The sequence below is a fragment of the Lysobacter defluvii IMMIB APB-9 = DSM 18482 genome (genome assembly GCF_000423325.1).
Classification (GTDB): domain Bacteria; phylum Pseudomonadota; class Gammaproteobacteria; order Xanthomonadales; family Xanthomonadaceae; genus Novilysobacter; species Novilysobacter defluvii.
On the sequence record NZ_AUHT01000008.1, the window covers coordinates 193,526 to 218,509 of the forward strand.

The 24,984-nt window shown below is 67.0% G+C and carries 20 protein-coding genes; 7 read left to right on the plus strand and 13 right to left on the minus strand.

The genetic code is table 11. The features are described 5' to 3' along the window. Positions 1-12 precede the first annotated feature (12 nt). From G545_RS15365 to G545_RS0108840, 8 genes are all read right to left on the minus strand, one after another. Positions 13-1,608 (minus strand): DNA/RNA helicase domain-containing protein, encoded by a 1,596-nt coding sequence (locus G545_RS15365; RefSeq protein WP_081677811.1) that lies wholly within the window; start codon positions 1,606-1,608, stop codon positions 13-15. Between the two features lie 6 nt (positions 1,609-1,614). Then, a complete protein-coding gene (gene drmB, locus G545_RS14240) occupies positions 1,615-3,468 on the minus strand; it encodes a DUF1998 domain-containing protein (RefSeq protein ID WP_036135763.1) in 1,854 nt (617 codons plus the stop codon). Further along, complete coding sequence (locus G545_RS14245) at positions 3,461-6,637, minus strand: helicase-related protein (protein WP_081677813.1); 3,177 nt, start codon at positions 6,635-6,637, stop codon at positions 3,461-3,463. The genes drmB and G545_RS14245 overlap by 8 nt, the downstream gene beginning before the upstream one ends. 12 nt (positions 6,638-6,649) lie before the next feature. Continuing rightward, on the minus strand, positions 6,650-8,572 hold the full coding sequence (locus G545_RS15370; protein ID WP_081677814.1) for a UvrD-helicase domain-containing protein: 1,923 nt from the start codon (positions 8,570-8,572) through the stop codon (positions 6,650-6,652). A gap of 374 nt (positions 8,573-8,946) precedes the next feature. Continuing rightward, complete coding sequence (locus G545_RS0108825; RefSeq protein ID WP_027070055.1) at positions 8,947-9,648, minus strand: ABC transporter ATP-binding protein; 702 nt, start codon at positions 9,646-9,648, stop codon at positions 8,947-8,949. Continuing rightward, positions 9,641-10,840: an ABC transporter permease gene (locus G545_RS0108830; protein WP_027070056.1), complete on the minus strand. Its 1,200-nt coding sequence runs from the start codon at positions 10,838-10,840 to the stop codon at positions 9,641-9,643. The genes G545_RS0108825 and G545_RS0108830 overlap by 8 nt, the downstream gene beginning before the upstream one ends. A 3-nt stretch (positions 10,841-10,843) precedes the next feature. Continuing rightward, the gene (locus tag G545_RS0108835) at positions 10,844-12,028 is read right to left on the minus strand and encodes an efflux RND transporter periplasmic adaptor subunit (RefSeq protein WP_197050168.1); all 1,185 of its coding nucleotides are present in this window, start codon (positions 12,026-12,028) and stop codon (positions 10,844-10,846) included. Between the two features lie 172 nt (positions 12,029-12,200). Further along, on the minus strand, positions 12,201-12,779 hold the full coding sequence (locus tag G545_RS0108840; RefSeq protein ID WP_027070058.1) for a DUF4126 domain-containing protein: 579 nt from the start codon (positions 12,777-12,779) through the stop codon (positions 12,201-12,203). A gap of 68 nt (positions 12,780-12,847) precedes the next feature. Here G545_RS0108840 and G545_RS14250 point away from each other — a divergent pair, with 68 nt between their 5' ends. The 6 genes from G545_RS14250 to G545_RS0108870 all read left to right on the plus strand — a co-directional run bounded on the left by G545_RS14250 (position 12,848) and on the right by G545_RS0108870 (position 17,165). Then, positions 12,848-13,579 carry a DUF6776 family protein gene (locus G545_RS14250; RefSeq protein ID WP_052347301.1) on the plus strand — a complete coding sequence of 244 codons (732 nt, stop codon included), beginning with the start codon at positions 12,848-12,850 and terminating at the stop codon, positions 13,577-13,579. Beyond that, a complete protein-coding gene (locus G545_RS0108850) occupies positions 13,579-14,013 on the plus strand; it encodes a bactofilin family protein (protein ID WP_036139544.1) in 435 nt (144 codons plus the stop codon). The genes G545_RS14250 and G545_RS0108850 overlap by 1 nt, the downstream gene beginning before the upstream one ends. Before the next feature lie 129 nt (positions 14,014-14,142). Then, positions 14,143-14,856, plus strand: coding sequence for a DUF6776 family protein (locus tag G545_RS14255; protein ID WP_052347302.1), 714 nt, complete (start codon positions 14,143-14,145; stop codon positions 14,854-14,856). A 54-nt stretch (positions 14,857-14,910) separates the two neighbouring features. Continuing rightward, on the plus strand, positions 14,911-15,300 hold the full coding sequence (gene erpA, locus G545_RS0108860) for an iron-sulfur cluster insertion protein ErpA (RefSeq protein ID WP_036138834.1): 390 nt from the start codon (positions 14,911-14,913) through the stop codon (positions 15,298-15,300). 62 nt (positions 15,301-15,362) lie between these two features. Next, positions 15,363-16,256 carry an NAD(+) diphosphatase gene (gene nudC / locus G545_RS0108865; protein ID WP_407059637.1) on the plus strand — a complete coding sequence of 298 codons (894 nt, stop codon included), beginning with the start codon at positions 15,363-15,365 and terminating at the stop codon, positions 16,254-16,256. A 9-nt stretch (positions 16,257-16,265) separates the two neighbouring features. Further along, positions 16,266-17,165, plus strand: a complete 900-nt coding sequence (locus G545_RS0108870) for a hypothetical protein (RefSeq protein WP_027070062.1) — start codon at positions 16,266-16,268, stop codon at positions 17,163-17,165. Between the two features lie 4 nt (positions 17,166-17,169). On the opposite strand, the gene G545_RS0108875 is transcribed toward G545_RS0108870, so the two are convergent. Together G545_RS0108875 and purD are read right to left on the minus strand one after the other, a co-directional pair. Next, on the minus strand, positions 17,170-19,053 hold the full coding sequence (locus G545_RS0108875; protein WP_027070063.1) for an MFS transporter: 1,884 nt from the start codon (positions 19,051-19,053) through the stop codon (positions 17,170-17,172). 13 nt (positions 19,054-19,066) lie between these two features. Continuing rightward, a complete protein-coding gene (gene purD, locus G545_RS0108880) occupies positions 19,067-20,347 on the minus strand; it encodes a phosphoribosylamine--glycine ligase (RefSeq protein ID WP_027070064.1) in 1,281 nt (426 codons plus the stop codon). A 111-nt stretch (positions 20,348-20,458) separates the two neighbouring features. On the opposite strand from purD, the gene G545_RS0108885 reads away from it, so the two are divergent. Then, positions 20,459-21,922, plus strand: coding sequence for an alanine/glycine:cation symporter family protein (locus G545_RS0108885; RefSeq protein ID WP_197050183.1), 1,464 nt, complete (start codon positions 20,459-20,461; stop codon positions 21,920-21,922). Here G545_RS0108885 and G545_RS0108890 read toward each other — a convergent pair. The 3 genes from G545_RS0108890 to G545_RS15990 all read right to left on the minus strand — a co-directional run bounded on the left by G545_RS0108890 (position 21,915) and on the right by G545_RS15990 (position 24,961). After that, positions 21,915-22,988: a calcium/sodium antiporter gene (locus tag G545_RS0108890; protein ID WP_027070066.1), complete on the minus strand. Its 1,074-nt coding sequence runs from the start codon at positions 22,986-22,988 to the stop codon at positions 21,915-21,917. The two genes, G545_RS0108885 and G545_RS0108890, sit on opposite strands and share 8 nt — an antisense overlap. Continuing rightward, positions 22,988-24,568: a bifunctional phosphoribosylaminoimidazolecarboxamide formyltransferase/IMP cyclohydrolase gene (gene purH, locus G545_RS0108895; RefSeq protein ID WP_027070067.1), complete on the minus strand. Its 1,581-nt coding sequence runs from the start codon at positions 24,566-24,568 to the stop codon at positions 22,988-22,990. The genes G545_RS0108890 and purH overlap by 1 nt, the downstream gene beginning before the upstream one ends. A 105-nt stretch (positions 24,569-24,673) precedes the next feature. Continuing rightward, positions 24,674-24,961, minus strand: coding sequence for a helix-turn-helix domain-containing protein (locus tag G545_RS15990; RefSeq protein ID WP_036136113.1), 288 nt, complete (start codon positions 24,959-24,961; stop codon positions 24,674-24,676). Between the last annotated feature and the right edge of the window lie 23 nt (positions 24,962-24,984).

The following is a 24,984-nucleotide window of genomic DNA, read 5'->3' on the forward strand; positions in this document are numbered from 1 at the left end:
CACCAGAACACGTCATGCGCCAGCATCACTCCCAGTGTCGGCGCCAACTGCCTTCCCTAGCTTTGTTCTTGCCACAGCTCCCACTATCACTAGTAGTGACCTGGCCCTGGATGCCCCGACGTAACTGAGCTCGTCATTGTTGGCCGATACGAAGTCCACTAACAGAATGACAGCTGGCGACTCCAAGCCTTTGAATCCAGCTATGGTGTCCACTGTCACAGCGCCTGCATCCCGTTGAAGGGCGTTCGTTGTCATGAACCCCGCCGCGGAAAGCATGGCTCTTACTGCATCGGCAACCTTCAGACCAGGAACCAATACGGCGATCTCCGTCGGCAGCATCTCCTGATCACGAACCAGCTCACGCACCGCGTCCACTACTTCATCCGGACCTCTGGAAAATGGCACCTCCAGATGAACGACGCGCCGGCCCTCAGGCCCGCAGCAGCTGATTAATGGTCCGCGGTACAGTCGCTCAGTGACTGCGGCGACCCGCCGGGTGTTCCTCAAGTTCAGGCGCAATGGAAATCCTGACGCCTGCAGCCTCGTCTGAAGGTCATCCCTCGCTCGGTAAACTGCTTGATTCGAATCGAAGAAAACGCGAAGCAGGCCGGTGGACAAGAGGCAGCGCTCAAGCTCATCCCACTGATTCCAGTCTACGTCCTGCCCTTCATCTACTATCACTGCATCGTAGCGGTCGCGAGGAGATCTCACGACGGTCTCGAGTGTCTCAACGTCAAGGTTGGCCTGATCCCCGATGCGGCGGCGCAAGTCCTCCACCAATGCGCCACTCAAACAGCACAACAACGTCCTCAAGCCCCTCCCTGCATAGCGGATGGAAAGCTCTACCGCGACAACTGTCTTCCCGGTTCCTGCACCGCCTTCTACGACGACGCGAGGGTATTCGTCGATGGAACTGATAGCCAGAAGCTGAGCGCCAGTTAGAAGTGCATCTTGTTCGGCAAGATCCGCGGAAACTTGGCGATGCAGCGGAACTGTCAGGTTCGCAGGCGCAGCGATAACTCTATCGATCGCCTCCATTCCTTCACGACCAGGGCCGACCTCCCTATCAGAGCAGGCGTGGGACGAAAGGCGCGCCAGCAACCAATCCTCAAATCTGTCTCTGAGATCACTTGAAAAGCAGAAGAGCTCGCGCTCGTATCCCGCCACCAGCGAATCTCTTGATTGGCAATCAGGGAGAATCGCCCCATGTCTAAGTCGAACCCGCGCATCGGGCCATCCACGAGCCGCTTTGAACTTCTTCAGGAGTTCATGCTTTGACTTCATGGCTTGACCGAGCGGGTCCTTGATCCGATGAGTTATTCCCATCGAGTCCTTAGATGTCCAAGACCCGGCGCTCGGATTGTGGCTGACCAGCCCCCCCTTCACTTCCAGGAACAGGACTCCGTGACGGGGATGAGCGACCACAAAGTCCGCCTCACCGTCGACCTCGGCGCCGGTGCTAGTCAGCCCCCACCATGGACGCGAGTAATAAACTGACCACGCGTCATCCAAGGTCTGCTGAAATGCAGCATAGACCTCACGCTCAGCGCGGCGGCGAGGATCGCTTACCACCCACGTCGGCAGTCGACGCGGCCACATCACTGCCATGATTCGCTACTCCGCCAAGTCCGCAAAGAAGCCGACGGACGCCTCGACACCCTGAGCGCCGTCCCATATGCGTTCGGTAAGCAAAGCACGATCAAGGAAGCGATTGTGAAGCTCGCATGACGTCTCCGGCACAAGCAGGCATGAGTGACAGGCAGCAACCGAGTGACTCTCTGGCGCGCCAGTCTCTCCACTCATACATAGAGGGTCCGCTGCACACCAGCGCATTGACTGCAATGCACCAAGGAGAGTGGGTTCAAGTAGTTCTGGGTTCGCTCGCCGCTGCAATCCGCCCAAGGTTCCGTCAGAGTCGGAAGTAGCCGTATAGATCAACACGCCACACATCCCGCTGTCCTCATCGTCGCTGACGTAGAGCCTCTCTCTCAGGGATGCGCTTGAGTACCCGCACTCAAGCGTGAGCTGTGAGATCAGCGCGTGCGCAAAGGCGTGCACCATCAGGAGCCTCGGTGAAGCATCAAACGGGATTGGATCGTTTGGATGCCGACGCCTCCAATCAGCTTGCCAAGACTTTGCTGCAGGCTCCACGCGCTGAGCTACAACCGGATCACGCTCCCAAACGCTCAGTCTTTCTGGATTGAGCTGAATGAAGATCCCCTCGCCTCTCACTTCCACTGCTGGCAGCCACTCCAGCTCAGAATTGGAGAGCGGCGCAATACCTCCTCCTTCCGGATCAAACGGAGGCGAGATCCGCGTGAACCCCTTCACTACCCGAACCTCTCTAAGACGGGCCACCCGGACGACTCGAATGACGTGCTCCCGCAACGAGTCCGGTACCACCTCGCGATGGATTTCAAACTCTTCGTCCCGCTCATCGACCGCCCCCGTGAACACCTGGTACTCGTCGCGCCTCAAGTCACCCGTGTCAATCGCGTCAACATCGACGAGCATTTCCTCAAACACCCTTGCAAGCTCTTCGGCACTAGTGTTTTCGCGCTCCAGGACCCGGCTGAGATGCTGAGAGGACTTGATGTAGGCAACCCGGCTCTCCTCCCCGACAATATCCAGCAGCGTGTCCCAGTAATCCCCCAGGACCCGCTGCAGCGTGCGAGTCCATGGTGGAATATCGAGCGCGGACTCCGTCACAGGGTAGTAGAGGTTGGACGCGCCACGCTGGACGACGCGAAAGCTCCCCTCATCTCCACTGCATTTGCACGACGCATCAGGAGTATGCAGCCATGGACGCTTCCCGTTGCACACCAGACCCGAAAGCGCCTTCTCCCCAAAGGCCCCATCCAACGAACGACGCTGTCTGCACTCTGGGCACTCAAGGATGAGGCCGCCAAGGCCTGGACCGACGGAAGATAGCTTTAGCCTGTCCCTACACTTGCAGCCGGGCTTGTGGGGCAGCCACCAGTTCCATGGGAACTCGTCCAAATGGCCCTCGGTACAGGCAGTCACAAAGCGCACCGGGATTGCGAACACCTTCTCGTCCCGACGCGCGTTGGTGCACGCCGCGCAGTACCGGTGTGCACGTCCGGGAAGAGCGCCCCACTTGGACGCCGGCCGCAGGATCTCGCAGCTTGGGCACTGGAGCCACTCGGGAAATCGTCGAATTACGAGCGCGGCCGGATCTGGAGTGACGCCATCCGCCAACTTCGCATCCTTGTCCAAGACGGGAGCAAGCCGGAAGTACTTCTTGCCGAGCTTCTTGCAGAGACGCCGCTCGATCACCTTCTGATATTTGAGGTTCCCCGCGAGCGGGGCACCTGAGTCCCACTCTTCAAGACCTGCGCTCACGCCTGAGACAGGCCCCTGCTCGGCACGCATATCCATGATGGCCCCGGGTGCGTAAGTCATAACGACCGCGCTCCGCCGGAGCTCTCCCACAAGGTTATCAACCACTAGTTTTCCTCCACCTCGGGACCGGCTTCTGCGTAGTGCCCGCAGTTTGGTCCGACGGTCGACCGCCTCGCGGCCTCAACACTTCGGCCATTCTGAAGCGGGTCGAAGCCTCGACACTGCGCATATTGTTCATCGTCGGCCACGCCGCCGGGGGCAACCTGCCCGCCGCCCGCCTCTGTGCGTTCAAGTCCGCAGAGATGAGAAGCGATTCATTTGGCTTCCACCGGTTGTTGTACGCGACGGGCTTTCTCGCATCCCAGTTACCTAGGCGCTCGTCAACTTCACTCGAACACGCCCGCAGCTCTCGCTCGTCAACTGACGACACGCGCCGCTCTATCTCCGCTACCACGTGCGCCAGCAGGCTGTCCGGCGCAGCCCCCAAGTCTGGACGACTCCGCATAGCCGGGTCACCGTGGCGGATCATCGCCACAAGGGCTGCATGCAACGCGCGATCTCGAGCACGGGATGCAAATGGTGTGACGCTCGTTGCCTCAACGTCCCTATACAGTGAGGAGTGCCACCCGACGAACGTTTCATAGTGCGACCGATCGCGAGGCTTCGCAGCATTAAGTACCGACACTACGATCCCGGGGAAGACACTACGGCCAACACGGCTGGTTGCCTGGATGTACTCTGATCGGGTTTTTGGCTGTCCGTTGACTACCATCAGCCCTAGTCTCGAAACGTCCACGCCCACACTGACCATGTTCGTTGCGAGCACAACGTCTACCGAGCCGGCATTGCCCGCCTTTATCTTTAGCTCATTCAGTATTTCAAGGATCTCTTTCTGTGAAACGCGGGAGGTAAGCTCACGCGGAGGCGCCATTAAACGCACATCTTCCTCCCTTTGAGTTGCGTACAAGCGCATGGAGTCGGGCACGTCGTCGAGCATCTGCACGATCGCTCCGCCAAGCTCTCTCAAAGAATTGAAGTACGCGAGAAGTGTCGAGTACCCGTCGCGACTCTGGTCCGACAGGCCTACAGTATCGCCGCACGACTGAAGCAGCGATCCCGCGGTGGCCTGCAGAGCAAACTTGGCCGACCGGCCTGCAGTAGTGACTGCCAAATAGAGCCGTGCGGGTTTAGTCAGATCCTTGACGGCGAAGCCGGAGTCATCATGATCGATTCCAGGCGGTGGGAACTGACAACTTTCCCGATCGAACAAGGCTCGAACCTGATCCGCAGCGCGCCTGATCGTTGCGGTCGACCCAATGATCTTGGCTCGCCGCTGGCCTTTTCGCAAAAGCCAGTCAAAAGCAACTTCGTAGATCCCCGCGATCGTTCCCAATGGCCCAGATATCAGGTGGAGTTCATCCTGGATAATGAGGTCGGGTGACTGGTCTGTTCCGAACCCAAATAGATCTGCCACTTCGGCTCTTGTTGGGAGCAGAGCGAACTTGTCTATCGTCCCGATCAACAGAGTAGGTCTTTGGCGATAGATATCTTCGTCCACAGTAAACACCGGCCACGAACCGAAACCTGGGCCAAGTGAACACGATTGGCTCTCGCAATAAGGCTGAACCGACGATGCGCGCTCATCGTAGTGCCAGCGGACAGGCCCCTGGCAACAAGGACAGGAATCGATCTGCTCCGCACTCGTGCCGTCTCGATTCGATCTGCTTGCCAAGGCGTCCTTGAATGAGTTTGGAGTGGCATCGCCTCCAACCCACAGGCCGATGGAAAATGGCACGTTCCCAGCGTCTCGATCGAAAGGCATACCCGCTACACGGTTCCTGCGGATGAGCTCGCAGGCGAGTATCAAGGACGTCGCACGCTCGAACTGCTGAGCTGTCAGGAGCCGTAGCGTATATCGCATAACTGCAGCATTCCCTGCACCGGCGTCCGGGTTGGTGTGCAGGGTGCGCCGATGAAACGCCAGCATTGCGACCAGTGCCAGGTAGGCTTCTGTCTTGCCGCCACCCGTGGGAAACCAGAGCAGATCGAGGATATCGCGCCCGTGAGCATCCGGCTTACAGACAGACTCGGCCGCCAAGAGGATGAAGCCAAGCTGGAATGGTCGCCAACACAAAGGTCCACGGCCGGCCGAAGTCTTCCAGGAGTGTTGGAGCGCCATAGCTGCGTTCGCGAGACGGAAGGAACCGAGCAACTCACGATCAGCTGCCATGGCATCGATGCCGGTCTCCATCCTCCGCATGACGTCGGCGCAGACCTGAAGATGGGAGGATGCAATCGGCCTGAGGCTCTCAGCCAAACCTTCCGCCTCCCCCTGCTTGAGCTTGATCCACTCACCGTATGCTTCGGGCAGCTTTTTGAGCTGCGCGAGAAGCAGGTCGTCCTCCAGACGCGACAACCTCTCAGCTTGGAATGCGCCACTTGCAACCAAGCCGGCGAAGACATCGTGGCCATCTTCGCGAAAGGCAATGACAGGTGTCTCGGGAATCCACTCGGTTGTCACTTCCTGGGCTTCAACTCCGGTTGATTGCCATGACGCCGAGCATTGATGCCCTGTCGCAAACTCGGGTGAGTTCCGGTAAAGAAGGCGAGCAACTCTCTCATCCGCGTCATTAGCAACGAGTCGCTGAGGTCGAGGAATGATTCGAGTGTCGCCCGCGGGCGTTATTCTCATTCTGGTCTGAAACAGCGTGAGGCTCTCACCGACATTTCGTTCCTCGCGCGGCGGCGTGCTCCGGTTGATCAGAGTGACGGTCACCAGTGTGCCAACCGAGCTTCGACGAGTGCGGACATGGAGATCCACCGTCGCCTCAAGGTTCGCGGCGCTCAGCAAGTGGCTTTTCTCGCTACTCTCCGGTAATTCGTAGCTTTTCAGGCAGATGCGGTGCGGCTCTCGCGTCCAGCGGTGCCTTGGTGGTGTGAGCGCTTCGTGGCGATACGTCGCGAACTCGATCTCAATGTCGACAGAGGCTGGGCCGGCAGTTTCGGCGACACAGAATGAGATCCCCATAGTGCAGGGGCGCTGTTGGCCGACCGGGGTAGATGTTGATGGAACATCATCCGCTTCATCGTCACCTTCAGCGCCGTCATCTTCCTCAGCGCCCATTCGCTCACCTAGCGGCCACAGGACCCCGGTGAGATAGACATCTGATGGCCGCACGCGTTCGCCCTCGAGAACCTCGTCCTTTTCATGCGGGCCGATCAGGTCGCGGCGCAGGCGCTCCGTGATTTGACATCTGACTTCAACAGGCGACATCTTCACTTTCTCTCACCGAAAGTAAGCAAACGGGTACGCGAGCAGCATTGGTGCGGCAAGGAACCCAGATTCCCGCCACGGCGAATGAAGCAGCTCTCGAGCAGGGTCATCCGGAGCGAGCGCGATCGTTCGGAACCCAAAAATCGTCATGTATCTCAGCTGGGAGGGAGGCCTGGTGCGTCCAAGCCTCACCTTTTCCTCCACGGTCTTCGCTATGGCGAACATGTCGTGGTTCAACGTAGACGAGAGGTAACAAAGGCGGTCCGAAGAGTCATTGAGGCAGACTTGATAGCGCCATTCGGTCGCTTCGCTCGTCGACGAGGCGTAGCCTTGCCACATTTGAGAGCCCAAGCTCATCACTCGAGCTTGCGCTGCCTCGGCGTCCGCACGTGAATGGAAAAGCCGAATACCAACAAGCCCCGCCGAGTCAATATCTCGAGCCCGCCCGACTTCCACACGCGCACGCGCGCATGGCTTGCCGTTGGCCCAATGGTAGGGCGTGTATGCCCTACCGGAGGGTTTGAGTGTTTTTGAACTCACTTTCGAAGCGGCGCCCCCGACATGAAGTCGACCCCGGGCACGAGTTGCTCCCACAAAGACAACCCTTGCCTCTTCGTCCAGACTGCTCTCGTCGCCATTAGGAAATGCGGAGTCGGCCAGATACAGGCGAACCTCATTTGCTTCCCTTCCCTTAGAGCCATGGATGGTCCCGACCACAGGGCCAGTGGCTCCGAATTCGGGCGTTGATAGCTCCAACGGGGGTGAGGCACTTGCCAGCCGAGTGGCCATTTTGACAATCGACAGCCGACCATCGTTTCGTCCGAACGAGCCAAGAAGTAGCTTCCAAGCGCTCTCAGCGTTCACCGAGGACGTCGGCGTCCGTGACGCCCAACGCTTGGTGAACTCGGCTTCCTCCATATATGGCTCAACCCAGTCCCAGAATAGGACCGAGACCCAGCCATGGACGCAGACGGGCAGCCCGGCCATTCTCAGCCGATGAGGGCGGCCTGCTAACCAGCTGGATGCGTCCAGTGCCTCTCCGCGCGTCCTGAATAGCAGGAAAGCGTCCTCGATATCTTCCGGCAGACTCTTGAGATCATCGCGGTACAAGCCGAGGCGTCCATGATTGCTTGATCCAATCAGATCCTTGACGGCTTGAAGGCGCTCCGCGCCTTTCTGTCCCTGTCCTCGAATCAACAGCCTCCCTTCAGCGAACACCTGCAGAAGTGTCGCGTCCTGAGTGCGATGCACTTGACTTAGATCCATTTCGCAGAATTGATCTGCCATGAACTCGCGAATCTGCTCGGGCAGGTTCCCCTCCACCGCACCATCGGCAGGCTCTGCAAAGCCATAAATGGCCTGAGCGTCGTCCGAAAAGACGCTTACGCCCGCTTCCTCCGGCAGTGCGTGGATAACCTCGAGCAGCAGTTCGGATCTCGAGCCGACAATGTCCTGAGCCTCATCGACCACGAGGTTGCGTACTGTTGAGAGGTACTCGAAAACGCCTTCGTGCTCACGGACAAGCTCAATGACACGCGCGATGTTGCTTTCGAAAGACCCGCTTATTGATGCGCGCTCGTCGAATCCAGAGTGGATAGCCCACGCATGGGAGTCGATTGTGGCGATGCGGAGCGCAGCAATGGTGGCCGGATCCTTAACATAGCTCGCCACTCGACTGCGCAACTCGTGGACAGCAGTTCTGGTAAAGCTGATTAACCAGATTTCGGACGCGTCAAGTCCTCCCGTCTCGATCAACCAAGCGATCCGCGCACACGCCGTTGCTGTCTTGCCCGTCCCCGGCCCAGCGTCGACCAGGATTCGCGCCCCAGCCTCTGCCTCGATGACGCGCCTCTGCTCCTCGGTCCACGGCGTTCCCGCGCCCCTCAGGGCACTGCTGCCGGGCTGCTCCCCCTGCCCCTGTACCCCCACAAGCACCCTTCCTTAGCGATTCGCTAGCTGGCTACAACGCGGCATCAGCCTACTGTCCGAAGGCCACACTTGCCGATGATCACACCAATTCCACGCCTTCCCAACAGGCGAAGTCAGGATTGCCCACTGAACAACCTCGCGACGCTTGCGCCGCCCCCGCCACAGTACCGGGCCTCAAGTTTGGTACAGTAATCGAATTGCGGCCACGTCAAACGCTTCTGGATCAGGCACTTAGTAGCGTGATTGCTTGCGCTTCAAGTCCACCCATAGCCACCATTGATCGCGACAGGTCCGAACCCGCCAAGCGCGGGTTTTTTTGTGCCTGCACGCGGCTGGTGCCGAGCGGGCAACAAGCGTCGCCGTATCGGCAACACCACGAGCTAGTGCTCGTCCGACACGATCCTCCCGTCCACCAGGTTGATGGTCCGGTCGCAGGTCTCCGACAGCCGCGGGTCGTGCGTGACCACCAGCACGGCGCAGCCGAACTGCTCGTTGAAGCGCCGCAGCAGTTCGAACACCTCCGCGGCCGTCTTCGTGTCCAGATTGCCGGTGGGCTCGTCCGCCAGCAGCAGCGACGGGCGGGTGACCAGTGCGCGGGCGATGGCGACGCGCTGTTGCTGCCCGCCTGACAGCTCGTCCGGCCGCCGGTCGAGGTACTTCTCCAGCCCCACGTCCGCAAGCAGGCCGCGGGCCCGGTCGGTGATCTCACTGTCGGGCCTTCCGTTGGCCACCATCCATGGCATCAGCACGTTCTCCAGGGCAGTGAAGGCGCTGATCAGGTGGTGGAACTGGAACACGAAGCCGATGTGCCGCCCCCGCAACGCCGTGCGTGCCTCGTCGTCCATCTCGCGCGTGGGCTCGCCCTGCAGGTACAGCTCGCCGTCGGTCGGGGAGTCGAGCAGGCCGATCAGGTTCAGCAGCGTGCTCTTGCCCGAACCGGACGGGCCGACCAGGGCCGCGAAGTCGGCACTGTCCACGCACAGGTCGATGCCGTGCAGCACCTCGACCTCGTTGGGCCGCCCCAGGTTGTAGGACTTGCGCAGGCCTTCCAGGCGCAGGACGTCCTTCGCTGCCTCAGCCACGGATCGCCTCCACCGGGTCCAGTCGCGACGCGCGCGAGGCCGGCACGAGCGCGGCCCCGACGCCCGCCAGCGTTGCCACCGCCATCGCCGACGGGATCAAAGCGGCAGGCATCGGGACCGTGAACAGCCCGGGCCCGAAGTTGTTGAAGGCCGCCACCAGGCCCCAGCCCGCCAGTGCGCCCAACAACGATCCGGCCAGCCCCAGCACCGCGCCCTGCACCAGGAACACCTGCAACATCTGCCGGCGGCGGGTTCCCATCGCGCGCAGGATGCCGATCTCACGCGTGCGCTGGGCGACGCTGACGGCAAGCACGCTGGCGATGCCGAGCGCGACCGAGATCGCCACGAAGAAGCTGATCATCCGCGTCGACATGCTTTGGGAGGTCAGCGCGTTCATCAGCTGCGCATTCGTCTCCATCCAGCTCTCCGCCTGCAGGCCGGTGAGTCCGTCGATCCGGGCCGCGATCCGGTCCGCCCCGAACAGGTCTTCCACGGTCAGGTCGATCACCGTGACCCCGCCCGGCAGGCCGAGCAGCGCCTGGGCCTGCTTGAGGTCGAGGTAGACGTATCGCGCGTCCAGCTCGCGCACCCCCAGCTCGAAGATGCCTGCCACGTTGACGATGGCCTCGCGCCCGTCGCCGGCGTCCAGTCGGAGCTTGCCGCCGAGACGCAGGCCGAGGTCCTCCGCGAGCTGCCGTCCCACCACGCCGTTGCCCGAGCCGACGATCAGTCGGCCCTCCACCATGTTCTCGTCCAGCGGGATCACCTGCAGGTAGCGGGGCAGGTCGACGCCGACCAGCGCCACCGACTCCACCGCCTCGCCGCGGCGCCCGAAGGCAGGGCCGGACACCACCGGCGAAACCGCGACCACCCCGGGCAGCCGGTCGAGCACGTCGCGCGCCTGCAGCCAGTTGTCGATGGGGCGCAACGCCTGCGGGCGCGGATCCTCCAGCACCAGCTGGATCGTCCCCTCCGGGGCCGGGGCAATGCGGCTCACCTCACGCGGTGCCTCCACCCGGACATGCGCCTGCGTGCCGAGGGTGCGCTCGATGATGTTGTCCTGCAGCCCCGCGATCAGGGCCGTCACGAATACGATCACCGAAACCCCCACGGCGATGCCGAACAGGATCAACAGCGTCTGCGCGCGACCCTGCCGCAGGAAGCGCATCGCGATGGTGGACTCGATCCACATCGCTCAGTCGAACGAGACCGGCAACTCGCCGCGGGTGCTGGCGCCCGGGTCCGGGGCGGGCTGGCCCTCGATGCGGACGCGGCTGCCGTCGGCGGGCAGCGAGCCGGGCTCCAGCGCGCCGGCGGCGACCACGTGGTCGCCGGCCTGCAGCCCTTCCAGCACCTCGCTCATTGCGAGTCCGCGCAGCCCCAGCCGTACCGGCGTCCTCTGGACCCGGCCACCCCGCACCCGCAGCACGGTGGCCTGGTCCGAGCCGTCCCGGGCATCGAGCAGCGCGTCGTTCGGAACCGCCAGCGCTGCGTCGCGGCGGCCGGTGAGGATGGTCGCGGTGACCGTCATGTCCTGGCGCACGAAGTCGGCTTCGGGATCCAGGCGCAGGCGGACATCCACCGTCCCGCGGGACGGATCGATGCCCGGCGCGATGTGGTGGACCTTGGCTGCGAAGGGGCGTGCCGGAAACGCATCCGCGATGCAGGTCGCGTCCTGGCCCACGGCAAGCCGGGTCAGGTTCTTCTCGTCCAGCGGCACCAGGATCTCGCCGGGCGCGTCGCGGGCGATCTCCAGGAGCAGGTCGCCGGGATTCACCGTGTCGCCGGGTTCCACGTCGCGGGTCAGCACGGTGCCCGCCACGGTGGCGCGGATCACCGAGCGCGCGAGCTCGGCCTCGGCGGCGCGCAGCCGCTCCCGTGCCTGGGCTTCGCGCGCACCGCCGTCCAGGCTCGCGACCGCGAGCTCCGCCTGCCGCGCGGCAGCCCGCGCTGCCACCACGGCCTGCGTCGCCTGCTCGACGCTCTCGCGGGACACCAGTTGGCGATCGCCAAGTTCACTGCGCCGGGCGGCCTCCCGCTCGGCCTGTGCCAATTCGGCCCGCGCCTGTTGGAGCCTTGCCTGGGCATCGGGCCGTTCCGTCTCGCGCAGCGTCTCCAGCGCGGCGCGGGCCTCGTCCCGGCGCGCCTCCAGATCGGCTGCTCGCAGCACCACCAGCACGTCGCCCGGTTCCACCCGGTCACCGTCGGTGACGCGCCGCTCCAGCACCAGCCCGGCGATCTCCGCCCCCACCTGGACGCGTGACGGCGCCACCACGCGCCCCGTACCCACGACCTGCTGCACCAGCGGCCCGGTTGCTACCTCGTAGCCCGGCACGACCGGTCCGCGCAGAAGCGCGACGAGCCAGGCCAGGAGTAACACCGGGCCAACAGCCGCAACGGCCACCATCCATCTGCGCCGCGAAGAGGGTCGGGACATGGGGCATGCCTGCAGGAGGAGCCTGCATGGTGCCCGGGAGTTCGTGAGGGCGGCAGCCATGCCCGTGAAAGGTGGGTCCTGCCATTGCGCCCCAAGGGTCCGTCCCGCTACGACGCTATCGCGTTTCTCCACCCTTGCGCCGAAACACCACCCGCCACAACCACCAAAGCATCGCGCCGACCGCCACGCTCACCAGCAACGCACTCCCCAACGCCACCCACGGATACGCAAACACCAGCGCCAGCCCACCCACGACGGCCACGTCCTCGCCGACCGAGGCCGTCCAGTTGGTCACCGGTTCCGGTGAGGTGTTGAGGGCGACCCGAGAGCCGGCTTTCAGCACGTGGCTGCCCATGGCCACCGCGGCCCCCGTCAGCATCGCCCCCGCGCCCAGCTCCCCGTCGGGCGAAAGCGTCGCCGCCGCCAGGAACGCCCCCGCAGGAACCCGCGCCAGCGTATTGACCAGGTCCCAGGCCGAGTCCACCCCCGGGATCTTGTCGGCAAAGAACTCCACCGCCGCCAGCAGTCCGCACACGCCCAGCACCCAGGGCGAGGTGGTCGCCTCCAGGGCCGGTGGCAGGTCCAGCCAGCCGAAGTACCCGGCCACGCCGACGCCGAACACGGTCAGGTAGGCGCGGACCCCGGCCAGCCAGGCAAGGACTATCCCAACTGCGAACAGGTGCGCATCACTCATGGCGCGAACCCCGTAGACTCGGACGCCGAGTATATGGGGATCACGGGCGCCCACGCGCCCCGTGGGATATGGACGCACCGGGGAACATCCAACGCTACCGGGTGGTGCCGCAGGCACCCCGACGACGCCTGTTCTGGCCGGCGCTCGCGCTGGGCTGGGTGCTGAGCGTGGCCGCGGCCTGGGCCGCCGCCAGCTGGCACTCCGCGCCGCCCGCCGTGCTGCAGGGTGCCGGCGCGCGCGCGCTGCAGGCCGAGCTCGACGAGGCCAGCGCCGAGCTGGACCGGCTGCGGCAGCAGCAGGCGGTACTGGCGCGCTCGGACCAGGTCAGCCGCGCGGCCAACCGCGAGATCCAGCAGGAGCTGGCCGAGCGCGAGGCCGAGATCGCCCGGCTGCGGTCGGACCTGGCCTTCTATGAGCGCATCGCCGCCGGCGACGGCCCGCGCAAGGGCCTGAACGTGCACTCGGCCGAGTTCGTCCCGCAGGCCGCGGGCAGCTGGGCCTACGACATCGTGCTGACCCAGGACCTGGAGCGCACCGCGCCCAGCCGGGGCCAGCTGCGCTTCACCATCGAGGGGGTGAAGGACGGCCAGCTGGCCGAGCTGGACTGGGACGCGCTGCACCAGCGCGACGCGGCGCCGGCGCAGACCTTCGCCTTCCGCTATTTCCAGCGCCTGGAAGGCAGCGTGATGCTGCCCGAGGGCTTCACCCCGCAGCGGGTGAAGGTCCAGCTGCGCGGGCCCGACGCCAACCTCGAGCAGGCGCTGGCCTGGATGCAGCCCCAATCCCGAGGGGACGTGTGATGTTCAAGAATTCGAAGGCCGTGGCGGTCGACGGCCCGGTCGAGACGCTGATCGGACCGAAGGTCGTGCTGCAGGGCGACCTGCACTTCGACGGCGGGCTGTACATCGAAGGCCGCGTGGTCGGCCGGGTGATCGCGGGCGAGGACGCCAAGGCGGTCGTCACCCTGGCCGAGGGCGGCAGCATCGAGGGCGAGGTGCGTGCCCCGATGGTGGTGATCAACGGCCAGGTCGACGGCGACATCCACGCCAGCGGCCGGGTCCAGCTGGCGCCCAAGGCGCGCGTCACCGGCGACGTGCACTACCAGGTGGTCGAGATGGCGGCCGGCGCGGTGCTCACCGGGCGCCTGGTGCATGCGGCGCAGGCCGAGGCGGCCGAGGCGGCCGAGGCCGAAGAGTCCGGCTCCAAGGCGCGCCTTTCCGCCGTCGCAGGCTGATCATCACGCCAGTGCGGGTAGTCTTGGCGCCGGTCCACAGCCGGTGACCCGATGGCCACCCCACCTCCTGGACAACCCGTACCTCCTCCCGACCCGGACGGCACGGCCGACCCGGGTCTCTTCATTCCCATGCGCACGCTGGCGATCGCTGGCGGTGTGCTGCTGCTGGCACTGCTGTTCGGTGCCTGGGGCCTGTGGCGCGTCGCCGTGCCGGCCCCGGGCGACCTGCGCGGGGAGCTGTCGCGCACGCAGGAACAACTGGAAGAGCTGCAGGCGCAGCTCGCGTCCGAGCAGCAGAGGACCGCCACGCTCTCGCGCTCGGACCAGATCAGCCGGGACGCCAACCGCGAACTGCAGGGCGCGCTGGCGATGCGCGACGAGGAGATCGCCGGCCTGCGGGCGGACGTCGCCTTCTACGAGCGACTGGTCGGCTCCACTGCCCAGCGCCGCGGCCTGAACGTGCACGCCATCCGCATGCAGCCGCAGAGCGAGCGGGCCTGGCACTTCAGCGTCACCCTGACCCGCAACCTGGACCGCGAGGTGGTCAGCGCCGGCAACGTGACCCTGTCCATCGAGGGCTCGCTGGGCGGGCGGCTGCAGACGCTGGAATGGGAGGACCTGCGCCAGCAGCCGGGTGCGCCGGGCGTGGACTTCTCGTTCCGCTACTTCCAGCAGGTGCGCGGCGACGTGTTCCTGCCCGAGGGCTTCGAGCCGGTGCGGGTGAACGTGCAGCTGGACCCGGAGAACGGCCCCGACGTGGAGCAGTCCTTCACCTGGGCCGAGGCGACGGGCGCCCAGTCCGCCGGTTCCCAGCCCGCGCAGGAAAGCCGTTCCGCGGAATGAACCATCCGGCCCCGGGCGCTTGAACGCGCCCGCCGCGCGCCCCATGCTGCAGGGATGGAAAGCCAGATCATCCCCCTGCCGGGCCTCGACGAAGCGCCCGACTACCACGCCATCGAGCGTCCGCTCGACTTCACCCCCGCGGCGGCGGCCAAGGTCGCGCAGCTGGTGGCGGAGGAGGGCAATCCGGACCTCAAGCTGCGGGTCTACATCCAGGGTGGCGGCTGCTCCGGTTTCCAGTACGGGTTCGAGTTCGACGAGGAGCAGGCCGAGGACGACCTGGGCGTGGAGACCGACGGGGTCACCCTGCTGGTCGATCCGCTGAGCCTGCAGTACCTGATGGGCGCCACGGTGGACTACACCGAGAGCCTGCATGGGGCCCAGTTCGTGATCCGCAACCCGAACGCGAAGACCACCTGCGGCTGCGGTTCCTCGTTCACTGCGTGAGCGGGCGGACGGCCCCGTTCGGCTTCGTCGGGGCCGGTGCCTTCGCCCCGGGCGGCTCCCTGCTGCCGACCGGCGACGACCCGGCCTGCGTGGGCGCGCTCGACCGCGCCGATGCGCTGCGTGAGGACCCCGAGGCGCTGGCGCGGCACTGGCGGGACGGCCGCGTGCTGCTGGTCGACCGCGAAGGCCGCGCCCTGGCGGATACCGACGATACGCCGCACGCCCCGCTCGGACGCGAGCTGAGCAGCGGGCCGGGCATCTCCATCTTCCTGGGCCTGGATCCGGAAGGGACGGCCTGGTTCGCCCTGGATGCCGAGACCGCCGCGGTGGATGCCCCGCTGCGCGTGGACGTGCGCACCGCGGCAGGCACCTGGTCGGCCTTCCATGCCGGGGTGTTCGCGCAGGCGCGCGCGCTGCTGCACTGGCGGCACAGCCATCGCCATTGCGGCCTGTGCGGCGGCACGCTGGGTTTCGAGCGCGGCGGCTGGCTCGGGCGGTGCAGCAACTGTGGGCGCGAGCATTATCCGCGGACCGACCCGGCGATCATCGCCGCCGTCACCGATGGCGAGCGCCTGCTGCTCGGCCGGCCGGCCACCTGGATCCCGCACCGCTATTCGCTGGTGGCGGGCTTCGTCGAACCCGGCGAGACCCTGGAGCAGACCGTCGCCCGCGAGGTGCTCGAGGAGACGCAGGTGCGCGTCCGCGCCTGCCGCTACATGGGTTCGCAGCCGTGGCCGTTCCCCGGCCAGCTCATGCTCGGGTACATGGCGCTGGCGCATCCGGACGAGCCCCGGGTGTTCGACGAGCTCGAGGACGCGCGCTGGTTCACCCCCGACGAGGTCCGCCGGGCGCTGGCGCGCGATGTCGACGACGACGGCACCGGTCCGACCCTGCCGCCGTCGGTCTCGATCGCGCGCTGGCTGATCGAACACTGGCTGGACGCGGTCGCGCGGTAGCATCCGCCCATGGCCCTGACCCTGATCGCCACCGTGCTCGCGCTCGTGCTCGGCCATCTTGCGCCGGGCCTAGCGCGGGCCGTCCGCGACCATCGTTGGTTCGCGCGTTGGCTGCGCTGGCTGGCCGCGCGGCCGGCGCTCGCCGCATGGTGGCGCAGCGGCTGGGGCGTGGTGCTGGCGGTGGTTCCGCCGTTGCTGCTGGTCGGATTGCTGCAGGGCCTGCTGGACGACGCGGTGTGGGGGCTGGGCGGGCTGCTGTTCGGGGTCGCCGCGCTGTTTTACGCATGGGGGCCGCGGGACCTGGACCGCGACGTGGATGCGGTCGTGGACGCTCCGGACCCTATTGCCCGCCGCCATGCCGCCGTCGCGCTCTCCGACAGCGGGGTGGCGCCTGCCGACGCCGACGCGCTGGTGACTGCGGTGTTCCGGAACGCGCTCCGGCGCTGGTTCGGGGTGCTGCTGTGGTTCCTGCTGCTCGGGCCGGTGGGCGCGGTCGGCTACCGGCTGGTGGCCCTGCTGGCCGCGGCCGCGGCGGCCGGGCGGCTGCCGGCTGGGACCGCGCGCGGGGCGAGTGCGGTGCTGCGCTGGATCGAGTGGCCCGTGGCCCAGCTGATGAGCCTGGCGCTTGCGCTGGTGGGAAGCTTCGACCGCGTGGTCACCGCCTGGCGTGCCGCCGGCGGCGCCGGCCTGCAGCCTCGGGCGGACTTCCTCGGTGCCGCGGGGCGTGCCGCCGTGGCGAGCGAGCTGGCCTGGGACGGCACCGTCGCGCCGCCCGGGGCGGGCGCGGATCCGTACGTGGGCGACGGCGGGGTGGTCCGCCTGCGCAAGGCCATGGCGCTGGTGTGGCGCTGCCTGCTCGCCTGGCTGGTGGTGCTGGCGCTGTTCGTGATCGCCGGCTTCGTCAGCTAGCGGCTCACTCCGCGTCCCCGCGCAGCCCACGCACGACCGCTTCCAGCTCCGCCGCCGTGACCCGGCTCCCATCCAGCGGCGCCCCGGCGACCACCTCGACGCGCGCTCTTAAACGCCGCGGCAGCCGCGAGCGCCCGAGCCGCCCATCCCGCCGGCTCCACATGCTCGCCCACATCCCCCGCAGGGCCATCGGCACCACCGGCACCGGCCGGCGCTCCAGGATGCGCTCCACGCCCGGCCGGAACGGCGCGATCGAGCCGTCCGCCGTCAGCCGGCCTTCCGGGAAGATCCCCACCACCTCGCCGTTCGCCAGCGCTGCATCGATCTCCTCGAACGCACGCTGCATCAGCGCCGGGTCCTCGCGTTCCCCGGCGATCGGGATCGCGCGGGCGGTCCGGAAGATCCAGCGCAGGCCGGGGACGTTGAAGATCCGGTAGTACATGACGAAGCGGACCGGTCGCGGGATGCTCGCGGCGAGCAGCAGCGCGTCCATGTAGCTGATGTGGTTGCACACGACAAGCGCGGGGCCTTCCTCCGGTACGTGGTCGATGCCACGTGCGCGCAGCCGGTAGAGGGTCCGCACCAGCAGCCAGCTGGCGAAGCGCATCGCGAACTCGGGCACGATCGTGAAGATCCACGCCGCCACCAGCGCGTTGGCAATCGCGAGCGCCAGCAGCAACTGCGGCACGTCCCAGCCCAGCAGGCGCTGCGTGGCCAGGCCAACCAGCGAGGCGGCGACGATGAAGCCGGAGTTCTGGATGTTCAGCCCGGCGAACACGCGGGCCATTTCTGCCTTGGGCGTACGGCTCTGGATCAGCGCGAACAGCGGCACCACGAAGAAGCCCGTGAACACCCCGATGCCCAGCAGGTCGATGACGATCCGGGCGCTGCCCTCGGCGGCGAGGAAACCGGCTACGTCCAGCCCGCTGGCCAGCGCGGGGCCGGGCCGGGCGAAGTAGAGGTCGAGCAGGAACGCGCTCATGCCGGCCGAACCGAGCGGCACCAGGCCGATCTCCACCGTGCGCGCGGAGAGCTTCTCGCACAGCAGCGAGCCGGTACCGGTGCCGATCGAGAACAGCGCGAGCGCGAAGATGTACAGCGTCGCCGAGCCACCCAGGTTGACGTCCGCATAGGCGGGCAGCTGGCTGGTGATGATGGTGCCGAAGAACCAGAACCAGGACACGCCCAGCACCGCGTTGCGCACCGCGCGCTGGTTCTTCGCCAGCCGCAGCACGGCCAGCGATTCGGGAATCGGGTTCCAGTTGATTTTCAGCCCCGGCTCGCCGGCACCCGCCGGGGGGATCGCGCGGCTGACCAGGTGGCCGGTGACCGCCAGCGCGACCAGCGCCGCGCCCGCGACCCAGCGGCCATGCTCGCCGGCCACGGCGAACACCGAGCCGCCGGCGATCATGCCCAGCAGGATCGAGAGGGAAGTGCCCATCTCGACCAGGCCATTGCCGCCGGTCAGCTCGCGCGGCTGCAGCACCGCCGGCAGCATCGAGTACTTCACCGGGCCGAACAGCGTCGACTGCACGCCGGTCAGGAACAGCGCCACCAGCAGCAGCGCCATGTTCGTCGTGGCGAAGCCGAACGCCGCCAGCGACATGATGGCGATCTCCATCGCCGTGGTGATGCGGATCAGCGTGGCCTTCTCGACCTTCTCCGCGATCTGCCCGGCGATGGCCGAGAACAGGAAGTACGGCAGGATGAACAGTGCAGGCGCGAGGTTGGCGTACAGCGCCATGTCGCCGCTGGACACGCCCAGCCAGAACAGCATGCCGATGATCGCCTGGCGGTAGACGTTGTCGTTGAACGCCCCCAGCGCCTGGGTCAGGAAGAACGGCAGGAAGCGGCGCTGGCCGAGCAGCGCGTACTGGTTGTTGGCCATCGCGCGGGCGGCCTCAACCGCGCTCGATCGCCCGCCAGCCGATGTCGTGGCGATGGAACTCGCCGTGCCAGGAGATGCCTGCCACCGCCTCGTACGCACGGCGCTGCGCCTCGGCGACGTCCTCGCCCAGGGCGCATACGCACAGCACGCGGCCGCCGGCGGTGACCACCTGGTCGTCGACCAGCCGGGTGCCGGCGTGGAAGACCTTGCTGTCCTCCGGCTCGGGTACGTCCCAGCTGCTGATGACGTCGCCGGTGCGCGGCGTGCCGGGATAGTTCTCGGCGGCCATCACGACGCCGAGGCTGGCACGCGGGTCCCAGTCGGCCTCGACGCCCTCCAGCCTGCCGTCGACCGCGGCTTCCAACAGGTCCAGCAGGTCCGAGCGCAGCCGCATCATTACCGGCTGGGTCTCCGGGTCGCCGAAGCGGACGTTGAACTCGATGACCTTCGGCGCGCCGTCCCGGCCGATCATCAGCCCGGCGTACAGGAAGCCGGTGAAGGGCACGCCGTCCGCCGCCATGCCGCGCACGGTCGGCTCGACCACCTCGCGCATGATCCGCGCGTGCACCTCCGGCGTGACCACCGGGGCAGGGGAGTAGGCGCCCATGCCGCCGGTGTTGGGGCCGGTGTCGCCGTCGCCGACGCGCTTGTGGTCCTGGCTGGTCGCCATCGGAAGCGCGGTGGCGCCGTCGACGATCGAGATGAAGCTGGCCTCCTCGCCGTCGAGGAACTCCTCGATGACCACCCGCGCGCCCGCGTCGCCGAACGCGTTGCCGGCCAGCATGTCGCGCACCGCGGCCTCGGCTTCCTCGATCGTCGTGGCCACGATCACGCCCTTGCCCGCGGCCAGCCCGTCCGCCTTCACGACCACCGGCGCGCCCATGGCGCGCACGCAGTCGAGCGCCGGGCCGACCTCGGTATGCACCTCGTACCGCGCCGTCGGGATGCCGTGGCGGGCCAGGAAGTTCTTGGCGAAGGCCTTGCTGCCTTCCAGCCGGGCGGCCGCGGCAGTGGGGCCGAAGATGCGGTGCCCCGAGTCGCGGAAGCGGTCGACCACCCCGGCCACCAGCGGGGCCTCCGGGCCGACGACGGTCAGCGCCACGCCCTCGTCCGCCGCGAGCCGGAGCAGTCCCTCGATGTCTGTGGCCGCCACCTGCACGTTCCGGCACCCGACCTCGGTCGCCGTCCCCGCGTTGCCGGGGGCGACCAGCACCTCGTCCACGCGGGGGGACTGGGCGAGCTTCCAGGCGAGGGCGTGTTCGCGGCCGCCGGAGCCGATGACGAGCACTTTCATGGGGCACCTTGGTAGGGCGTGCGGGATCCGGGGATTCTACGGGGGCGCCCCGCGCCGGGCGAGTTGCGGCGCCGGCCTGCGTGCCCGCTGCTAGCATCATCGGTTTACCGCATGGGAACGCCGATGGACTTCCTGGTGCAGCTGGTGGAGTCGGCACTGTCGCCGGTCGTCGGCCTGGTCAACGGCGTGCTGTGGAACTACGTGCTGGTCTACGGCCTGCTGGGCGTCGGCGTGTTCTTCACGCTGCGGCTGCGTTTCCTGCAGATCCGCCGCCTGCCGCACATGCTGCATGTGATCGGCCGCGGCACCGACGGCGACGACGCGGGCATCTCGCCGTTCCAGGCGCTTTGCACCAGCCTCGCCTCGCGCGTGGGTACGGGCAACCTGGCCGGGGTGGCGATCGCGCTGGGCGTGGGCGGCCCGGGGGCGCTGTTCTGGATGTGGTGCACCGCGATCGTCGGGATGGCGACGGCCTATGCCGAGAGCACCCTCGCGCAGCTGTACAAGGTGCGCGACGCCGACGGGCAGTACCGCGGCGGTCCGGCGTACTACATGACCCTCGGACTCCGGAAGCGCTGGATGGGCATCACCTTCGCGGTGGCGCTGCTGCTGACCTACGGCCTGGTCTTCAGCAGCGTGCATGCGAACGCAATGGCGCTGGCACTGGGGGACGCGTTCGGCTTCAGCCGCGCGCAGATCGCCATCGGGCTGGTGCTGCTCACCGCGGTGATCATCTTCGGTGGCCTGCGCTCGGTGGCGCGCTTCGCCGAATGGGCAGTCCCCTTCATGGCGGTCGGCTACCTGGCGCTGGCGCTGTGGGTGGTCGCGACCAACCTTGCCGAGGTGCCGGCGGTCCTGTCGCTGGTGGTGCGCAGCGCCTTCGGACTGGAACCGGCGGCGGGCGGGGTGCTGGGCGGCATCGCCGCGGCGATGCTCAACGGCGTCAAGCGCGGGCTGTACTCCAACGAGGCGGGCATGGGCAGCGCGCCCAACGTCGCCGCCGCGGCCACGCCAGTGCCGCACCATCCGGCCAGCCAGGGCCTGGTGCAGTCGCTTGGCGTATTCATCGACACCCTGCTGATCTGCAGCGCGACCGGCTTCGTGATCCTGCTGTCGGGCGTGGTCGCCGATGGTCACGACGGCGTGCGGGTGACCCAGCAGGCGATGACGGTGTTCTTCGGCGAGGCCGGCAGCTGGTTCGTGGCGATCGCGATGTTCTTCTTCGCCTTCACCACCATCCTGGGCAACTACACCTACGCCGAGAACAACCTGCTCTACCTGGGCGGCGGCAAGGCGGGCTTGCTGGTCCTGCGCCTCGCCGCGCTCGCGGTGATCGTCTGGGGCGTGTACTCAAGGGTGCAGATCGTCTGGGACGCGGCCGACGCGGCGATGGCGATCATGGCCTCGATCAACCTGGTGGCGATCGTGATGCTGGCGGGCGTGGTGGTGAAGCTGACCCGCGACTACGACCGCCAGCTTGCGGCGGGCCGGTCCCCGGTGTTCCACATCGCCGACCACGCGGACCTGGCGGACGGGGTAGATCCCGGAATCTGGCGCGAGCGCCGGCCTAGCTGACGCCGCCCGCAGCCCGCCGTTCGCGCAGCGAGCGCACCAGCACCACGGCCAGGGTGAGCACCGTGAGCGGGACCACGAAGTACATCATCACCATGCCGAAGGCAGGCTGCGCATCGTGTCCGGTCGCGTCCAGCAACAGGTACGCGGTGTAGGCGACGTAGTAGCCCAGGAACACCGCGCCCTCCCAGCGCTGGATGCAGTGGCCGGTGAAGAAGATCGGCAGGCAGGCGACCGCGGTGGCGATCATCACCGGCAGGTCGAAGGTGATCACTGCATGGCCGACCGGCACGCCATTTGGCGCGAAGACCGCGGTCAGCCCCAGCACCACCAGCAGATTGAGCACGCAGCTGCCGACCACGTTGCCGACCGCCATGTCGCGCTCGCCGCGCACGGCGGCGATCACCGAGGTGGCGAGCTCGGGCGCGGAGGTGCCGACCGCGACCACGGTCAGCCCGATGACCAGCTCGCTCACGCCCAGCCGACCGGCGATCTCCACCGCCGAGTCCACCAGCCAGCCGGCGCCCAGCACCAGCAGCACGAGCCCGGCGACGACCATTGCGATGTTGAGCAGCATGTTCCCGGGCTTGCCGGCGGGCACTCCGGGAGCCTCGTCGTTGCCCTCGCGCCGCCCAAGCACCACCTGCAGCGCCAGGTAGGCGGCACCCACGGCCGCCAGCAGACCGCCTTCCCAGCGGCCGATGGTGCCGTCCAGCGCAAGCAGCAGCACCAGCACCGAGCAGCCGATCATCACCGGCACGTCCAGCCGTACCAGCTGGCGTGACACCACCAGCGGCAGCACCAGCGCACTGATCCCGAGGATCAGCAGCACGTTGGTGATGTTGCTGCCGACCACGTTGCCCATCGCGATGTCCGCCGATCCGCCGCGCACGGCGTCGATCCCCACCGCCAGCTCCGGTGCGCTGGTGCCGAGCGCGACTACCGTGAGTCCGATGACCAGGGGCGACAGGCCGGTCGCCAGGGCGAGCCGCGATGCCCCGCGCACCAGCACCTCGGCGCCACCCACCAGCGCCGCCAGGCCAACCAGGAAGAGCAGGACGACCGTCATCAGTGGCGGAAGTGGCGCACGCCGGTGAACACCATGGCGATCCCGTGCTCATCGGCGGCGGCGATGACCTCGCTGTCACGCATCGAGCCACCCGGTTGGATCACCGCCTTGATCCCGGCGGCCGCGGCGGCGTCGATGCCGTCGCGGAACGGGAAGAACGCATCCGACGCCATCACCGACCCCGGTACCTGCAGCCCGGCCTCCTCGGCCTTGAGTCCGGCGATCTTCGCGCTGACCACCCGGCTCATCTGCCCGGCGCCCACGCCCACGGTGCGGCCGCCCTTCGCATAGACGATCGCGTTGGACTTCACGAACTTGGCCACCTGCCAGGCGAACAGCAGGTCGTCGAGCTGGGCATCGGTCGGCGCCAGCTTCGTGACCACCTTCAGCTCGTCGCGGGTGACCTCGCGGTTGTCGCTGGTCTGCATCAGCAACCCGGAGCCGACGCGCTTGACGTCGAAGTTGTTGCGCCCGTCTCCGTGCGGGATGCGCAGGACGCGCACGTTGGCCTTCTTCGCGGCGTACTCCAGTGCGCCGGCGTCGTAGTCAGGGGCGATCAGGACCTCGACGAACTGGCGGTCGAGGATGGCCTTGACCGTACCGGCGTCCAGCGGCTGGTTGAAGGCGAGGATGCCGCCGAAGGCCGAGGTCGGATCGGTGGCGAACGCGGCCTCGTAGGCCTCGGTGTTGCCCGACGCCACGGCCACGCCGCAGGGGTTGGCATGCTTGACGATGACGCAGGCCGGGGCCTCGAACTGGCGCACGCACTCCCAGGCCGCGTCGGCATCGGCCAGGTTGTTGTAGCTCAGCTCCTTGCCCTGCAGCTGGGTGAAGGTCGCCAGCGTGCCCGGCACCGGCCACTGGTCGCGGTAGAAGGCGCCCGCCTGGTGCGGGTTCTCGCCGTAGCGCAGGTCCATCACCTTGGTGAAGTTGCTGTTGCTCTGCGCCGGGAACAGTCCCTGGCTGCCGTCGTCCTGCCGCGCCGACAGGTAGTTGCTGATGCAGGCGTCGTAGAAGGCGACGTTGTTGAAGGCGGCCACCGCCATCGCGAAGCGGGTCGACCCGCCGATCGCGCCGTCGTTGGCCTCCAGCTCCTGCAGCAGCGCGTCGTACTGCGACGGGTCGGTCGCCACGGTGACGCGGGCGAAGTTCTTGGCCGCCGAGCGCAGCATCGCCGGACCACCGATGTCGATGTTCTCGATGATGTCCTCGAAGCTGCTGGACGGGTCGGCGGAGACCTTCGCGAACGGATACAGGTTCAGCACAAGCAGGTCGATGGCGCCGATGCCGTGCTCGGCCATCACGTCCTCGTCGACGCCGGCGCGGCCCAGCAGGCCGCCGTGCACGACCGGGTGCAGGGTCTTGACCCGCCCGTCCATCATCTCCGGGAAGCCGGTCACGTCGCTGACGTCGCGCACTTGAAGGCCGGCCTCGCGGATCGCCCTGGCGGTGCCTCCCGTCGACAGCAGCTCCACGCCCCGGTCGGCCAGTGCCCGTGCCAGCTCGACCAGTCCGGTCTTGTCGGAGACGGAAAGCAGCGCGCGGCGGATCTTCACCGGCGGCAGGGAGGCGGCGTGCATGGGGACTCCGGAAGGCGGACTGGGAGGGCGGCAAAGTATAGCCGCCGCCCCGGGTCGCCCCGTTGAAACGGCGCTTGCGCCGCAGGGCGCGTCAGGCCGGGACAGTCAGGCCAGTCCGTACTCGCGCAGCTTCTTGCGCAGCGTGGCGCGGTGGATGCCAAGCACTTCCGCGGCGCGGCTCTGGTTGCCGTCGCAGTGGGCCAGGACCTCGGTCAGCAGGGGGATCTCGAGCTCGGCCAGGGCGACCTGGTACAGGTCGGCGTCGGTGCACTCGCCCATGTCGCGCAGGTAGCGGCGCACGGCGATCCCGACGTGTTCACGCAGCGGCGTGCGGCTCCTGGAGAGCGGGCCTGCCGGCGGCGCCGGCACGTTGCGGTCGGATACAGCGTTCAAGGACTTCCCCCGATGGAACTCCC

Bases quoted from the DNA above. Each gene is read 5' to 3' on its own strand.
- G545_RS14255 (WP_052347302.1), top strand. From the start codon at position 14,143: ATGCGCACGCTGGCGATCGCTGGCGGTGTGCTGCTGCTGGCACTGCTG.
- purH (WP_027070067.1), bottom strand. From the start codon at position 24,568: ATGCACGCCGCCTCCCTGCCGCCGGTGAAGATCCGCCGCGCGCTGCTT.
- purD (WP_027070064.1), bottom strand. From the start codon at position 20,347: ATGAAAGTGCTCGTCATCGGCTCCGGCGGCCGCGAACACGCCCTCGCC.
- G545_RS0108885 (WP_197050183.1), top strand. From the start codon at position 20,459: ATGGGAACGCCGATGGACTTCCTGGTGCAGCTGGTGGAGTCGGCACTG.
- G545_RS14250 (WP_052347301.1), top strand. From the start codon at position 12,848: ATGGACGCACCGGGGAACATCCAACGCTACCGGGTGGTGCCGCAGGCA.
- erpA (WP_036138834.1), top strand. From the start codon at position 14,911: ATGGAAAGCCAGATCATCCCCCTGCCGGGCCTCGACGAAGCGCCCGAC.
- G545_RS14245 (WP_081677813.1), bottom strand. From the start codon at position 6,637: ATGTCGCCTGTTGAAGTCAGATGTCAAATCACGGAGCGCCTGCGCCGC.
- G545_RS0108840 (WP_027070058.1), bottom strand. From the start codon at position 12,779: ATGAGTGATGCGCACCTGTTCGCAGTTGGGATAGTCCTTGCCTGGCTG.
- G545_RS0108890 (WP_027070066.1), bottom strand. From the start codon at position 22,988: ATGACGGTCGTCCTGCTCTTCCTGGTTGGCCTGGCGGCGCTGGTGGGT.
- G545_RS0108875 (WP_027070063.1), bottom strand. From the start codon at position 19,053: ATGGCCAACAACCAGTACGCGCTGCTCGGCCAGCGCCGCTTCCTGCCG.
- G545_RS0108830 (WP_027070056.1), bottom strand. From the start codon at position 10,840: ATGTGGATCGAGTCCACCATCGCGATGCGCTTCCTGCGGCAGGGTCGC.
- G545_RS0108870 (WP_027070062.1), top strand. From the start codon at position 16,266: ATGGCCCTGACCCTGATCGCCACCGTGCTCGCGCTCGTGCTCGGCCAT.
- G545_RS0108850 (WP_036139544.1), top strand. From the start codon at position 13,579: ATGTTCAAGAATTCGAAGGCCGTGGCGGTCGACGGCCCGGTCGAGACG.
- G545_RS15365 (WP_081677811.1), bottom strand. From the start codon at position 1,608: ATGGCAGTGATGTGGCCGCGTCGACTGCCGACGTGGGTGGTAAGCGAT.